Annotated in this window: 10 protein-coding genes; 3 read left to right on the forward strand and 7 right to left on the reverse strand. The window is 67.3% G+C overall.

Features of this window, described 5'->3' with window-relative positions; genetic code table 11:
- Positions 1-99: 99 nt before the first annotated feature.
- Positions 100-2,109 (forward strand): diguanylate cyclase domain-containing protein, encoded by a 2,010-nt coding sequence (locus ACIQF0_RS28030; protein WP_401034014.1) that lies wholly within the window; start codon positions 100-102, stop codon positions 2,107-2,109.
- Here ACIQF0_RS28030 and ACIQF0_RS28035 read toward each other — a convergent pair.
- The 4 genes from ACIQF0_RS28035 to ACIQF0_RS28050 form a co-directional block, all read right to left on the reverse strand.
- Entirely contained in the window at positions 2,084-2,581 is a 498-nt protein-coding gene (locus ACIQF0_RS28035) for a DUF2165 domain-containing protein (RefSeq protein WP_401034017.1), read from the reverse strand. The genes ACIQF0_RS28030 and ACIQF0_RS28035 overlap by 26 nt on opposite strands.
- Positions 2,582-2,631: 50 nt before the next feature.
- The gene (locus tag ACIQF0_RS28040; RefSeq protein WP_401034020.1) at positions 2,632-6,462 is read right to left on the reverse strand and encodes a hypothetical protein; all 3,831 of its coding nucleotides are present in this window, start codon (positions 6,460-6,462) and stop codon (positions 2,632-2,634) included.
- A gap of 251 nt (positions 6,463-6,713) precedes the next feature.
- On the reverse strand, positions 6,714-7,613 hold the full coding sequence (locus ACIQF0_RS28045) for an LCP family protein (protein ID WP_401034022.1): 900 nt from the start codon (positions 7,611-7,613) through the stop codon (positions 6,714-6,716).
- Between the two features lie 45 nt (positions 7,614-7,658).
- Entirely contained in the window at positions 7,659-8,600 is a 942-nt protein-coding gene (locus ACIQF0_RS28050; RefSeq protein ID WP_401034025.1) for a nucleoside hydrolase, read from the reverse strand.
- Between ACIQF0_RS28050 and ACIQF0_RS28055 the strand changes: the two genes are divergently transcribed.
- Positions 8,599-9,111 (forward strand): GNAT family N-acetyltransferase, encoded by a 513-nt coding sequence (locus ACIQF0_RS28055; RefSeq protein ID WP_401034027.1) that lies wholly within the window; start codon positions 8,599-8,601, stop codon positions 9,109-9,111. The two genes, ACIQF0_RS28050 and ACIQF0_RS28055, sit on opposite strands and share 2 nt — an antisense overlap.
- Here ACIQF0_RS28055 and ACIQF0_RS28060 read toward each other — a convergent pair.
- Both ACIQF0_RS28060 and ACIQF0_RS28065 read right to left on the reverse strand, forming a co-directional pair.
- The gene (locus ACIQF0_RS28060) at positions 9,092-10,546 is read right to left on the reverse strand and encodes a purple acid phosphatase family protein (protein WP_401034030.1); all 1,455 of its coding nucleotides are present in this window, start codon (positions 10,544-10,546) and stop codon (positions 9,092-9,094) included. The two genes, ACIQF0_RS28055 and ACIQF0_RS28060, sit on opposite strands and share 20 nt — an antisense overlap.
- A gap of 11 nt (positions 10,547-10,557) precedes the next feature.
- Positions 10,558-12,138, reverse strand: a complete 1,581-nt coding sequence (locus ACIQF0_RS28065; RefSeq protein WP_401034032.1) for a purple acid phosphatase family protein — start codon at positions 12,136-12,138, stop codon at positions 10,558-10,560.
- 130 nt (positions 12,139-12,268) lie between these two features.
- On the opposite strand from ACIQF0_RS28065, the gene ACIQF0_RS28070 reads away from it, so the two are divergent.
- Positions 12,269-12,739 (forward strand): hypothetical protein, encoded by a 471-nt coding sequence (locus ACIQF0_RS28070; protein ID WP_360046906.1) that lies wholly within the window; start codon positions 12,269-12,271, stop codon positions 12,737-12,739.
- A gap of 219 nt (positions 12,740-12,958) precedes the next feature.
- Here ACIQF0_RS28070 and ACIQF0_RS28075 read toward each other — a convergent pair whose 3' ends face one another.
- Positions 12,959-13,564 (reverse strand): hypothetical protein, encoded by a 606-nt coding sequence (locus tag ACIQF0_RS28075; RefSeq protein ID WP_401034036.1) that lies wholly within the window; start codon positions 13,562-13,564, stop codon positions 12,959-12,961.
- Positions 13,565-14,300: the final 736 nt, after the last annotated feature.

The following is a 14,300-nucleotide window of genomic DNA, read 5'->3' on the forward strand; positions in this document are numbered from 1 at the left end:
GGTGTGGATTGCTGGCGGTAGGCTTCCGCTCCGTTGCTCGCCGAGCAGGTCAGGTGGAACGGGTTGCCGAGCCAGGACGACGCGAGACCGTCACGTCCGGTGGGACGCGACGCGTTGGCGCGCGACTGGGCGATCAAGGTCAGTCGTACCGCGTACATACCGCTGTCGGCCGCGAAGCTGACGGAGGAGCTGCACGAGCTGCTCAACCTGGTGGCTGAGGCGCTCGTCGGTGATCCTCGGGTGGCCTCGCTGGTCGGAACTCGGCTGGTGGAGATCCACTGCGTTGGCGCTGAGAGTCTGCGGGAGTCCATCGAGGTTCTCGCGCAGTTCGTCGTGCAGGAGGGGGCCGACGCTCGGCAGGCCGCGCTGGTGGTCGGGGCTGTTTCTGCGGCGTACACCGGGGCGATTCAGGCGTTCGTGCTGGAGCAGCAGGAGAGCGTCAGTCAGGCTCTGTTGCGGGCGAATCGGGCTGTGCAGCTGGATTTGCAGGCCAGCGAGGAGCGGTTCGAGGACATTTTCGCGCATTCCTCCACCGGTATCGCGATGGTCGGGCTCGATGGTGAGCTGATTCGGGCCAACGAGGCGTTGTGCACCATTCTTCGGCGTGAAGACGTTGCCGGGATGACGCTCACGGATTTGATCGCGCCCGCTGATCTGCCGCTCATCAACGACGCGTTGGCCGGCCTGCGGTACGGGCGGATGCGGCGGGTCGAGGAGCGGCCGCGGCTGATCGATCGCGATGGTGAGCACTTCCGGGTGTTGCTCGCGGCCACCGTGCAGAAGGATCCCGACGACAACCCGAAGCACTTCGTCGTGATGATCGACGACGACAGCCAGCTCACGTTGCTCGGTGGGCGGTTGCAGTACCAGTCGCTGCACGACGCGTTGACCGGGTTGCCGAACCGGCAGTACCTCACGACGCGGCTGGAGTCGTTGCTGCACAGCGACATCGAGCACGGCGTGACGCTGTACCACCTCGATCTCGACGCCTTCGCGGTCATCACGGACGGGCTCGGGCGCGAGATCGGCGACAAGGTGCTCAAGCTCGTCGCGGAGCGGCTCAGTTCGGTGTTCTCCGCCGAGAAGGCGATGGTCGCCCGGCTCGAAGGGGACGAGTTCGCCGTCCTCGTCGAGAACGGGGCCGAGACGCCGGACGTCGACACGACTATTCGGACGATCGAGCACGAACTGGCCGAGCCCGTCTACTTCGGCGAGCACGGGGTCGCGGTGTCGGCGTCGATCGGGGTGTTGCCCCGGCTGCATCCCGGTGATCATCCCGCCGAGGTGTTGCGGGCCTCGGACATGACGCTGCGGCGCGCCAAGCGCAGCGGGCGGCGGCAGTGGGGGCTGCACGACGCCACCCAGGACAAGCGGGAGCAAGAGGAGTTCGCTCTTGCCGCGGTGATGCCCGGTGCCTGGGAGAACGGCGACATCGAGGTCGTGTTCAACCCCGTCATGAAGCTCGACGGGTCGGCGCGGGTGTGCGTCGAGGCCGAGCTGAACTGGCGGCATCGGGACGTCGGGCTGATCCCGCACGAGAAGTGCGTCGGGATGGCCGAGCACACCGGGCTGATGTTGCCGCTCGGCGAGTGGATGCTGCGGACGGCCGCCGAGTCCGCGTGCCGGTACGAGGAGATGCTCGCCGTCTGCCTCACCGAGAGCATGGCGAACAGTCCGGACCTCGTGCGCGACGTGCGGCGCGTGCTCGCGGACACCGGGTTGCCGGCCGGGCGGTTGTTGCTGGGCTTTCCGGTGCAGGTGCTCGCGTCCGAGGACAGCGAGGCCGCCGACAACCTCGAGCTGCTCTCCGACATGGGCATCCACATCGGCGCGCGCGACTTCTCCGGCTCCACCGCGGAGATCGAACTCGTCCGCTCGCTCGGCGTGGCGGCGGTGCGGGTGAAGGGGCGTTGCCAGAAGCCGGACGAGTTGGTGTCGCACGTGCTCAGCGACCTCTTCGGGTTCGTGCACGAGGCCGGTGGGCTCGTCGTGATCGACTCGATCGAGGACGCTGAGCAGCGCGACTGGTGGAGTGGGCTGGGCGCCGACGCGGGCGTCGGACCGGTGTTCTGCGTGGAGCCGACTACTGAGTGGCCCGACGCGGGCTGAGGTGCACGAGGATCAACGCGAAGCCCGCGATGGTCACCATCCGCAGGGCCGCGCCGATGCCGTTCCAGTCCTTCGACTGCCACATCGCGAACCACTCGCCGCCGACGGTGATGAAGCCGCCCAGGAACAGCGCCACGATCATCAGCAGACCGGCGGACGCGAACCTGCGCGCGCTGTCCTCCTTGTCGCGGACGTAGGCGACGGTGCCCGCGGTCAGCAGCACCGCGGAGATCGCCTCCCACAGGATGATCGCGACGTAGACGATCGTGACGACGGCGGGGCTCGTGATCGCCCGCCACTTCAGCCCCTCGCCGAACGTCGTGTCCATCGCGAGGACGTGCTTCACGAACGCCTCGTTCGTGCCGTAGTCCGTGACGTTGCCGAGCACCACGAGAATCATGTTGAGGGCGATGAACCCGACGGTCACCGCGACGACCGCGCGCAAGCTGCCGACCCGAGCAAGAAGACGCATGCAGCGGACAGTAACCGATGAGGTGCTGTAGGTGAGGGCAGTTGGGCGGGTCAGCAGGGGGCGTGGAACTCCACCTGTGGCAGACGGCTCTGCCACAGTTGCTCGGTGAGCGCGCCCCGCGTGGTGGCGCAGATGCGCTCGGCCTCGTGCGAGACGTCGATGTCCCACAGGCGCAGCAGGCCGTCGCCCCCGCCCGACAGCACCAGCGCCCGGCTGCCCGGTCTGAAGAGGACGTTCGGCTCGGCACCGGACGTGAGCGCCATCGGCAGGCCCAGCGGGGTCGCCCTGGCCGGATTTCCGATGTCCCACAACCGGAAGGTCTTGTCCGAACTGCCGCTCGCGAGCGTCTTCCCATCCGGCGTCACCGCGAGCGAGAAGACCTGCTGCGTCTGCCCGGTGAGCACGCTGAGCGCCACCGGCTTCTCCCGGTCGCGCACGTCCCACAGCCGGATCGCCTTGTCTGCGCCGCCGGTGATCAGCGTGGTGCCGTCCGGCGTGAAGATGACGCGCTGCACCGGTTCGTGGTGGTCCTCCACCGGTCTGCCGAGCAGCCGCGGTTTCGCGGGATCGGTCACGTCCCACAGCCGGAACATGCGGTCGCTGCTCGCGGTCACCATGGTTCTGCCGTCGGGACTGAACGTCGTGTCGTTGACGTACCCGTCGTGCCCGGTCAACGGTTCGCCCAGCTCGACGGGCTTCGCGGGATCGCTGACGTTCCACAGTTGCACCGACTCGTCGTCGCCACCGGTGACCATGATCTTGCTGTCGGGCGAGAAGACGAGCTGGTTGGTGAACCGCGTGCCGAGCATGATCGGCGGCGTGAGCGGCACGACGTGCGCGGGATCGCTCGTGTCCCACAGTTGCAGTGCCTTCTCACCGGCCAACGCGCCGAGCACCTTGCCGTCCGGGCGGAGTTGAATCCGGACGGATCCCTTGTCAGGGCTGACCTTCACCGCTCCGAGGAACTTCGGCGTGAGCGGATCCGTGGTGTCCCAGAACCGCGCGGTCTTGCCGTCCCTGCCGCCGTTGCCGTCCGCCGTCGCGAGCAGCTCGCCGTCCTCGCTGAACGAGGTCACTCCCGCGTTCCCGGCGGGGACCGGCACCACGTGCCGCGGCAACGACCACAGCCGCACCGAGTTCTCGCCCGCGCCGGTGGCCAGCGTCGCGCCGTCCGGCGAGAAGCCGACCGCGAACACGCCACCGCTGGGCGCCGCGAGCGGCTTGCCGAGTTGCATCGCGTTGATCGGATCAGTGACGTTCCACAGCCGTGCGGTGCCGTCGACCGATCCGGAGGCGAGCATCCGCCCGTCGGGGCTGAACTTCACCGACCACACGCCTGCGGTGTGGCCCACGAGCGGGTCGCCGATCTGCGTCTGTGCCGCCGGATCCCACAGCCGCACCGTCGTGTCGTCGGCGGCGGACGCGAGGAGTTTGCCGTCCAGGCTGAACGTCACCGAGTGCACGCCGCCGGTGTGGCCGGTCATCGGCCTGCCGACCGGGGTTCTGGTCGCGACGTCCCAGAGCCGGACGACCTGGTCGTCGCCCGAGGTGGCGAGCGTGTGGCCGTCCGGCGTGAAGGCGAGCGTCCGCACCGCCGCGGTGGCGCCGCGCAGTGGCTCGCCGAGGGGTTGCGGGTCCGCCGGATCGCTGACGTTCCACAGCCGCGCGGTCTTGTCCTCGTTCGCCGCGGCGAGGATCTTGCCGTCGGGACTGAACTCCAGCAGGTAGCTGGTGCCGTTGCCGGTCTCGATCGTCCTGAGGTGCCGGGGATTCGCCTTGTCCGTGATGTCCCACAGCCGGATCGTCTTGTCGTTGCCGGTGGTGGCGAGCGTTCTGCCGTCCGGCGAGAACACCGCGGAGGTGAGCCAGTCGGTGTGGCCGGTGATCACCGCGAGCGGCTTCGGGTTCGAGCGGTCCCGCACGTCCCACAGGCGGGCGGTGCGGTCGTAGCTGGCGGTCGCGAGAACGGTGCCGTCGGTGGTGAACGACGTCAGGTACACCGCGCCGGTGTGCCCCGGCAGCGGGACGGCCAGCGGCTTCTGCTGGTTCGCGAGCAGCTTGGAGCCCACGTCCAGGTCGTCCGGACGCAACCGGTGGGCGGCGAGCAGCAGCTGGGCGGCCACCGACGCGTCCGTGTCGGCCAGCCGGTCCGCCTCGGCCACGATCTGGCGGAACACCGCGTCGTCACGCTGCCGCACGGCGATCACGGCGGCACCGGCGGCGATCAGCGCGAAGATCACCACGAGCGAGATGGCGCTGCGGCGCAGCCAGACGCTCTTGCGGTGCTGGCGTTCGGACGTCCGCACGAACTCCTTGGCGATCGTGGTGACGTCCTGCTGCTGCCGCACGCCCTCCAGCCGTGCGCCGCGGTAGAGCAGTGACGAGTCGCGGTCGTGGGTGGACCACGTCGCCGCGTCCTCTTCGAGCCGTTGCCGGGTCAGGTTGCCCGCGCGGTCCTCGTCGATCCAGCTGCGCAACCGGGGCCACGCCTGCAACAACGCCTCGTGCGTGATCTCCACCGAGCCGGCGTCCATGGTGATCAGGCGGGCGTGCGTGAGGACTTCGAGCGCGCGTTCCGTCGCCGGGAGGTTCGTGCTGGCCTCCAGCAGGCTGTGGCGGCTGGACCGGCGGCGGGTGTCCTGGGTGTCGTCGCCGACCCTGACCAGGCGCAACAGCAGCTGTCGTGCGGCGGCCCTCGCCGGTTCGTCGAGGTCTGACCAGGCACGTTCGGCGGTGGCGGCCACCGCGCCCTGGATGCCGCCCGCCGCCCGGTAGCCGGCGATCGTGAGGCGGCCCGCCTGCCTGCGTTGCCACGTGACCAGCAGCGCGTGGCTGAGCAGGGGGAGCGCGCCGGCGTCGTAGGCATCCTTGCCGCGGCGGTTGTGCGTGCCGAGGTCGCGCAGCATGAGGTCGACCAGACCGGCTTCGAGCTGCAGACCGGCGGCCTTGGCCGGGTTCGTCATGGCGTCGCGCAGTTCGGCCGCGGACATCGCGCCGAGCACCATCTGCCTGGTCTGCAGGGCCTCGGCGAGCTCGGGGAAGTCGAGGCAGCGAGCGTAGAAGTCGGCCCGCACGCCGAGCACCACCGCCGTCTTCTCCGCGGCCGCGTGCAGGGCCTGCACGAAGATCTGCAGCCGGTCCTCGTCGCCGCCGAGGGTGAACGCCTCCTCGAACTGGTCGACGATCACCACCCGGTCGCCGACCGCGGCCTGCACCTCGTGGGCGAACTCGACGTGCCCGTCCGCGTCGGCGGCGGCCTCCAGCACGTGGACCAGCTCCGGAACCTGGAGCGCGAACTCCTTCAGCGGATCGGTGCCGGGCGAAATGAGGACGGCCTCTTTGCTCAGCCGGGGGAGGACCCCCGCTTTCATCAAACTGGACTTCCCGGCACCGGACGCGCCCACGAGCGTCGTGATGCCGTTGTCGTTCAGCCGGTCGAGAAGTGCGTTCGTCGCCCTTTCCCGGCCGAAGAACCAATTCGCGTCTTCCGGCCCGAATGCGCTCAGACCCATGTACGGGCAGACGGAGTTGTCTTCCTGAGGGGGTGTGTTCGTTTCCGTGACGGGGCTCGCGAGCGCCTCTTCCCAGAGGGCGCGCCACGCGTCGAGTTCGTACAGGCCGTCGATCGGGGGCTGGGGCCTGCGCTTGCGGGCCTCACCGACCAGGACCTCCAGGACCGCGCTCAGGCCGCTGAACCTGGCGGGGACGTTGCGCCCGCGCCGCCAGTCGCTGACCCGCTGGGCCGGCACGCGCAGTGGCCTGCCCTGTTCGTCCGTTCGGCGGGCACGGGTGACCGACTCCGTGACTCGCTTCAGAGGCGGGTCGCCTGCCTCCGCGTAGAGCAGCGCGAAGCGCTCCGCGAAGACGCCACGGGGTCCCAATCGGCCTCCTCCTCGTCCGGACCGGAAAACGTGGACCGCCCGCCTGAGCTGCGGCGCACGCACCGGAAAGGTGGTCAGAGGCCCACCATAACGAGGAGGTCTGACAACCTCGACTCCACGTCCTTCACGAGACTGGGAGACCGTCAAAGTGGCTGTGGCTGACTGGGGCAACGCATCCACGGCTGAGGAGCCCTGGGGGTCTCCTCAGCCGTGGCCCAAGCCGAGCGAGTGGCAGGGCGCCGCCTGCTAGCTCAGGCGGCTTGCCAGAGCTCGTCCGCCTCCGGTTGCTTCGGCTGGACCCGGTTCGGATCGGGCAGGTAGCTCTCGGTCGGCAGCGTCACGTACGTGATCGCGTCCGGTTTCAACGCGGTGAGCTTTCCCGCGAGGTCGGCCAATTCGGGAATCGAACCGATTCCGGTGTCCGTGACGATGGACTTCGTCAGGATGTCGGCGAGCTGGAGTGTTTTCGCCGGGCTGGCGAGCCAGTTCTCGTTCGCCAGTTTCTCGCTCAGCGCCCGCATGAACAGCTGCTGGTTCTTGATGCGGTTCAGGTCGCTGCCGTCACCGATGCTGTAGCGGGTGCGCACGAATGCGAGCGCCTGCGTTCCGTCGAGCTTCGTCGGCCCGGCCGGCACGTGCAGCCCGCTCTTCTCGTCGTCGATCGCCTCGGGCATCGTGACGTCGATGCCGCCGAGCTTGTCGATGACGTCGCGGAAGCCGTTGAAGTCGATCTGCACGAAGTGGTCGATCCGGATGCCGCTCATCTGCTCGACCGTCGCCACCGTGCACGCGGCGCCGCCCGTGGAGAAGGCGCTGTTGAACATGGCGATCGCGGCCGGCGGGTTGGTCCCGCAACTCGGCCTCGGCACCATCGTGTCGCGCGGGATGCTGACCACGCGTGCCTGGTCGCCCTTCGCGTTCAGCTGCACGACCATGGCGGTGTCGGACCGGCCGTCGTCCTTGCCGATGAGGAGGATGTTGAGGGGGCGGCCAGGCGTCGACGGAGGCCTGGGGTGGGTGATCTCCGTGGAGAGATCGACGGTCTTGAGATTGCTCTCGAGCCGCCAGTAGGAGCCCCCGGCCACGACGCCCGTCGCGATGACCACGGCGGCCCCCGAGACCGCGAGCCATCGTTTCAAGTGGACGTTCATACCTCCACGGTCCCTGGTGTTTGTCCAGGTCCCGTCGGTGGTTTGTCATGGTTGTGTCACAGCGTGCCTCAGCTGGTCGAGGAACCGGGCGTGGTCGGCCGTGACGGCGTACTTGGCCTTCGTGCGTTCGGTGGCGATGTCACGCCCGAACGGGCTTCCCGGGGCGAGGAACCGTTGGTCGGCGACGATCTTGCCACGCGTGTAGCGGCCGGTGAGCTCGATCGCGAACCGGTCCTCGTGGTAGCTCGCGAGGCCGGGGTCGAGCAGGATCGCGGCGGCCAGCGGGTCGTGCGGCACGAAGCCCTTCTTGCCCAGGAAGCTGCCGTAGAAGTCGGCGTAGAAGCCGAGGATCCGCCGCGGGTAGCAGTCGTCGGGGAGCGCGTCGAGCCACTCCTGCGGGGCGTGGCTCGCCATGGTGACGTCGAGACCCACGATGGTGAGGTCCTCGAAGCCGGCGGCGAGGACCAGGTCGGCCGCCTCCGGGTCGTGCCAGAAGTTGGCCTCGGCGTGGGAGGTGATGTTGCCCGGCACGTTGAGCGCGCCGCCCATGACCACGACCTTGTCGAGCAGTTCCGGCAGGCGTGGCTCGATCTGCAGCGCCAGCGCGACGTTGGTGAGCGGGCCGATCGCGAGCAGGCTCAGTTCCTTCGGGTTCTCCCGCGCCTTGTTCGCGAGCTGTTCGGCGGCGCTTTCTGTTGCGTGAGTGGTCTTCGGCTCGTCTCCCGCGTGGCCGCCGAGACCGTCCTGGCCGTGCACGTCCTCTGCGGTCCTGAGGGGCTGGGCGAGCGGTTTCGCGGCGCCCATCGCCACCGGGACGTCGAGGTTGAGGCGCTCCGCGAGCCTCAACGCGTTGGCGGTGGCCTGCTGCACCGGCACGTTGCCGTGAACCGTGCCGATGGCGACTATTTCGATTTCCCGCTGGGCGCGCAGGTAGTACAAAGCAAGGGCATCATCGATGCCTGGGTCCGCGTCGACGATGATCCGCATGAGCTCGATCATGCCACTGGGGGAAGACATGACGGTCCGTCCAGCAGTCGTCGCCGACGCTCCAGCCGTTGCCGCGGTGCACGTCCAGACCTGGCAGACCGCTTATCGCGGTCTTGTGCCGGATTCCGTGCTGGACGAGCTTTCCGTGGAAGCGCGCACATCGATGTGGGAACGCGGTATCCCGCGCGGCGGCGTGTGGGTCGGCCTGTTCGATTCCGCGGTGGCCGGGTTCGTCGCCGTCGGCCCGTCCCGTGAGCCCGATGCCGCCTTTGAGCTGTACGCGATCTACGTGCTGCCCTCCGCGTGGGACACCGGCCTGGGCTACGAGCTGGCGCGTGCTGCCTTGGAGGGGCAGCAGGACGTGGTGCTGTGGGTGTTCGACGAGAACCCGCGGGCGCGGCGGTTCTACGAGCGGCTCGGGTTCCGCGCCGATGGCACGGTCAGGACCGAGACCATCGGCGGGGCCGAGTTGAAGGAGATCCGCTACCGGCTCACCGCCGTCGCAGGGTGAGCTCGTCGATCAGCACGCCGTCCTCGTTCAGCGCGCGGACCTTCATCGTGGTCTTGGTAACGTCGACCGCGACGATGCTGTAGCCGCGGTACCGCGTGCGTGACCAGGTGACCTTGGTGTCCGTCGAGCTCGAACTGTTCTTCTTGTAGCAGCGCATGGTCGGGGTGCCGCTGGTGTTCTCGTTGCCCAGGTAGGACTCCGGCGCGTCCTTGTAGAACCTGTCCAGGGCCTGACCGCCCGCACCCGCCGTGATGTAGGTGGTGCCGTCGCTGCTCGCCTTGCCGGCCTTGATCGGGTCGGTGCGTTCGTAGACGCGGTTGTGCGCGTTGAGGACCAGGTCGACCTGGTACTTGTCGAACACCGGCGCCCACTTCTGCTGCGCGACGCTCTCCGCGCCACCGCCGTCAGCCGTCGAGTACGTGGCGTGGTGCAGGTAGACGACGATGAAGTCGATGCTCGTGTCCTTGCGGAACTTCTCGAGCTGCGCCTTGAGCCAGATGAGCTGCTTTCCCTTGGTGTGGTCGAGGTTCGCGGTGTTGCGGTTGCAGATGTCGTTGCCGTCCAGGCTGATCAGCCCGACGTTCTGGTACCGCCAGGAGTAGATGCCTGTTGAGCCGCTCCAGGCGTTGTCCGGCATGGTGACGCGTTGCTTGATGCCGCCGTAGCCGTTGGGGGAGTACCACTCCTCCATCTCGCGGTTGCCGAGCGTCAGCATCCAAGGCGTCGTCTGTGCCATGAACTCGTTCTGCGCGAACAGACTGTTCCACCGCGCGGCGTCGTACTTGTCGGTGTCGGTGTGCCCGCCCTCGACGTTCGTCGTGCCGCCGTGGATGGCGTAGCTCAGGTTGCCGAGCGCGAGGTGGAAGGCCGGGCTTTGGTCCGCGGCGAGGCTCGTCAGCTTGCGCGCGTTGTAGCCGTAGCCCTGGTCGCCGAACGCCGTGAAGGTGAACGGCGTCGTGGCGGTTGTCGGTGCGGTCTTGAAGGACGCGATCTCGTTCGGGCGCTTGCTGGTGGCGGGATCGTAGTTGTCGTGCCCCACGACGTAGAAGTACGTCGTTGCGGGCGTGAGGTCGTTGAGCTTGGCGTGCAGGTAGTACTGGTACATGGGATCCGGGCCGTGCGGAGGAAAGCTGTGGTCGCCCTCCTGCCAGCCGATCTCGCTCTTGAGCGTGCGCAGTTCGGCGGCGATCTTCGGCCCGAACCCACCCGCGTTCGTGGCGATCCGGACGTACGGCCCGGTGACCTTCTCCAGCTGCTGCCAGGAGATCACGACCTGCTTGGACGGATCCGCGCCGTACGCGAGATGCCGACCGACCGGCCGGACCTTCCGCCCGTCGGGTGCGGCCTGGGCCGGTTTCGTGCCGGTGATCGCGGCTGTGACGAGCGCGGCGCCACCGACCTTGAACAACAACCGGCGCGAGTGTTCCTCAGTCATGTCAGGCCCTCTCAGCCGCGCCGGATCGTGAACTCGTCGACCAGCGCACCCGTCTCGGTGAGCGCGCGGACCTTCATCTGGGCCGGCTCGTTCGTCCTCGGCTCGACGTCGACGACGATCAGCCCGTACCCGCGATACCGCACCCGCGACCACGTCACCTTGACCAGCTTCTCCTCGCCGTCCTCCTGGTCGACCCGCATCGTCGCCGTGGCGTCCTTGACGTTGCCGAAGTAGGAGTCGGAGATCTTCGAGTCGGCCCAGCTGTTGATGCTCTCGCCACCACCGCCCGCGGTGATGTAGGTCGTGCCGTCCTTGACGGGGTTGATGACGCTCTTGATGTCGGCCTTCTTGGTGCCCTTGCCTGCCTTGATCGGATCCGTGCGCTCGTAGACGTGGTTGTGCCCGTTGAGAACCAGATCGACCTGGTACTGGTCGAACAACGGAGCCCACCGCTTCTGCGCGCCGACCTCGGACCCGTTGTTCCCGGACGTCGAGTACGTGCACTGGTGGCAGTAGACGACGATGAAGTCGATGCTCGCGTCCGCGCGGAACTTCTCGAGCTGCGCCTTGAGCCACACCTGCTGCTTGCCCTCGGTGTAGTCGAGGTTGGCGTCGCTGTTGTAGCAGATGTCGTTGCCGTCCAGGCTGATCATCCCGACGTTCTGGTACCGCCAGGAGTAGATGCAGGTGGACCCGTCCCACGCGTTGTCGGGCATGGTGAACCGCGCCCGCATGCCGCCATAACCGTGGTTGTCGTACCAGCTCTCCATCTCGTGGTTGCCGAGCGAGACCATCCACGGCGTTGTCGCCGCCACGAGCTCGTTCTGCGCGAAGAACGAATCCCACTTCCGCGCGTCGTACTTGTCCGTCTCCGGCCGCCCACCCTCACCGTCGTTGGCGTAACTCATGTCGCCCATCGCGAGGTGGAACTGCGGCCCCAGATCGGCGATGAGACCGTTGGTGGCCAACGCGTTGTGCCCAACCCCTTGATCGCCAAAGGCCGTGAACGAGAACGCCGTCCTGGCGCCGGCCGCCGGTGCCGTCCGGAAGCCGGCAGGCTCCTGCGGCTCAAACCCCTGATGCCCGACGACGTAGTAGTACGTCGTGTTCGGCACCAGATCGTCAAGCCGGACGTGCAGGTAGTACTGCGTAACGGCTTTCCCCAAATGCGGCGAGATGGTGAACAGCGGCTCCCGCTCCTGCCACGCCAAGTCGCTGGTAAGCGCTCTCACCTCCGCGGGCAACTTCTCCCCGTACTCACCTAGGGTTGTCCCGACCCGGAGATAGGGCGCCTGAACGTTGGCCGGCGCCTGCCACGAGACCACCACCTGCCGCGACGGGTCCGCCCCGAACGCGATGTGCCGCCCGAACGGCCGGAGTGTTCTGCCGTTCGCCGTCTCCTTGAGCAACACCGCGGGAGCGTTGAATCCACCGGCCGAAGCGGTGCCCACCAAACTCGACGTGGCAAGCACAGCCCCACCCACCGCCCCGGCCCGGAAGAGCCCGCGCCGCGAGTACCGCCGCCGGGCGTCCTCGTAGAGCTCCTGAAGGCGTGGACCGTTCTGCGACCTGCGTCCCGGAGGCTCACTCATGGGCCCGAAATTAGGAAACCTTGTTTACAGCGGTCAATGACCATTGGTGCACAACAGCACTTCCGCCGGTACTTCTGCCGGTTAGCCCGTCCGCCTAACATCGGTACTCCTCCGACGCAGGGGAGCTGCCGTGGTGTTCCGTCGCAACCTGGAATCACGCGAGGCCGACATAGCCCGCGAGGTGTTCGGCGACGCCCTGGACATCAGCGCCCTCCGCCTGGCAGAAGGCGGCCTCCTGGGCAGTTTCGGCGTGGCCCGCACCCTCCCGAAGCTCGTCACGTTCCCCAAGGGAGTCCTGACCGGCCCGCAACACCAGGCTCGCTACGAGCGCTGGCTCGTCCACGAACTCACCCACGCCTACCAGTACCAACACGGCCGCAGCGTGCTGAGCCTGCTCCCGACCGCGATGGCGGGCTTCTTCGTGAAGGGCCTCTACGACTACGGCGGCGCGGAGGGCCTGCACGGGAAGACGTTCGCCGACTTCAACACCGAACAGCAGGCCAACATCGTGGCCGACTACTACTACCTGAGCACGTACGAGCCGCACCGCGACCTGTCGGCTTACGAGCCGTACATCAGCCACGTCCGCGCCGGCAGGTGAGGAAATAGATCAAGCCTTGACCGCGTAGTCGCAGGTCAAGGCTTGATTTCACCCGGCGAAAGGTGGTGCCCCAGGCAGGATTCGAACCTGCGACACACGGTTTAGGAAGGGACGACAGACCTAGGTCCTGTCATGCCTCTTGAGCTGCGGCTTCGGCTTCTTACGTTGTGGCGCTTGGGTTCCGCATTTCGCGATGGTTTCGCGGTTCGTGCGCGCCGGCTAACTCTTCTCTGGGGGCGTCACGTCTGGCTTTCGCGCGGTCTTCTGCGTTCGCTCCTGCTCCCACTCTTCATGTTGACGCGCCATCTCGTCATGACCGGAGTCATACGCGGTGCGGAGCTTCTGTAGTTGCTCAGAGGGCGGCTGCGATGGCTCGTCTCGCAGGTACCGGCCGAGTACTTCCAGACCCTCGCGGCACGCAACCCAAACCATGACGGCAGCACTTGCGTAGTCGTGGCGACCGAACCGGTCGGCCACGAAGTTGTCTGTGATGACGTTGTGCACCAGCTCGACCTGGCTTCGTGCTTGGTCGTCTGTCAGGAAGACGACGGCTTGGCCGAGCCGGTCTAGCTGCTCTTGCGTGTCGCTGAGATCACCAGGAGGCGCAGACATCGACCAGTTCACGACTTCGTCGTTGTGGCGCTGAAGGAATCGAAGCGCGGCGACAGCCTCTGTAGCCTTCTCTCGACCCTGCTCGTCAACAGCCTTACGTCGATCGAACCGGTGTTGGCGCTTCTGGGTGCCTCGCGCGTACCCGCCACCGATCAAGCCTCCAACCACGGTACCGAGCAGGGTGCCCGTTGGAGCCAGCCATTCCCAAGCCAAGCGACACCTCCAGAGGTGACAGGGCTTCCTGACGACAAGGGGGAGTGTGAGCCGCGGGGTCATCCGTATCAAGCGGTGGCAAGGCGGCGCAGCCGTCGCGGCAGCCGAGCGCCATGACCAGCATGTCCGAGGTGACCCTGACGGCGCTCGTCGGGAGCTGCGGGCCGGCATGGCTCTATGGGTGAGTTCGTCGGTTGGGGCAAGGCCGGAGGACGGCGCGCAGCGCCGCCCGGCCGACCGGCGCAGCGAAGCGGATGCCGGGAGTGCCGGGATGGAAGGTGTTCGCCGTACGCGCGGAGCGTGCCGCAGCGGCGGCCTTGATCCTGTAGAGCGGATTTCGGCAGTGCGCAACCTCCTACAGCAAGCCCCACGACGCCAGTGGTGACGCAACATCGATAACGGCTTGGACACGAACGGTGTGCGTGGCGCGAGCGGGGCCTGCTTGGGCATCGCATTTCTGCAGCTCAGGCCCTTTGAATGTCCAACTGTGCTGGGGTGATCAAAGTGGCGCGGCGATCCCGAAGTCCGCCACGATCACTCCCGTGACAAAGAGAAAAATTTCCGACCGTTACGGGGTCAAGGCGGAGCAGATCCCTGGGAAGCGCGTTTCCTATGTGAATGCAGTCTTGAAGAAGCCCAGGATGATTGAATACTCAGAGATCTCGGTCAATGCTGCACGGGAACTCGGATGCACCTACGAGGAGTTCTGTCGTGATGCAGCACTGATTCCTACGCC

It is taken from the genome of Lentzea sp. NPDC092896 (assembly GCF_044754905.1).
Classification (GTDB): Bacteria; Actinomycetota; Actinomycetes; order Mycobacteriales; family Pseudonocardiaceae; genus Lentzea.

What these genes read in the sequence shown, in the direction of transcription:
- ACIQF0_RS28035 (WP_401034017.1), bottom strand. Translation starts at nt 2,581, where the DNA reads ATGCGTCTTCTTGCTCGGGTCGGCAGCTTGCGCGCGGTCGTCGCGGTG.
- ACIQF0_RS28045 (WP_401034022.1), bottom strand. Translation starts at nt 7,613, where the DNA reads ATGAACGTCCACTTGAAACGATGGCTCGCGGTCTCGGGGGCCGCCGTG.
- ACIQF0_RS28055 (WP_401034027.1), top strand. Translation starts at nt 8,599, where the DNA reads ATGAGCTCGATCATGCCACTGGGGGAAGACATGACGGTCCGTCCAGCA.
- ACIQF0_RS28050 (WP_401034025.1), bottom strand. Translation starts at nt 8,600, where the DNA reads ATGCGGATCATCGTCGACGCGGACCCAGGCATCGATGATGCCCTTGCT.
- ACIQF0_RS28060 (WP_401034030.1), bottom strand. Translation starts at nt 10,546, where the DNA reads ATGACTGAGGAACACTCGCGCCGGTTGTTGTTCAAGGTCGGTGGCGCC.
- ACIQF0_RS28065 (WP_401034032.1), bottom strand. Translation starts at nt 12,138, where the DNA reads ATGAGTGAGCCTCCGGGACGCAGGTCGCAGAACGGTCCACGCCTTCAG.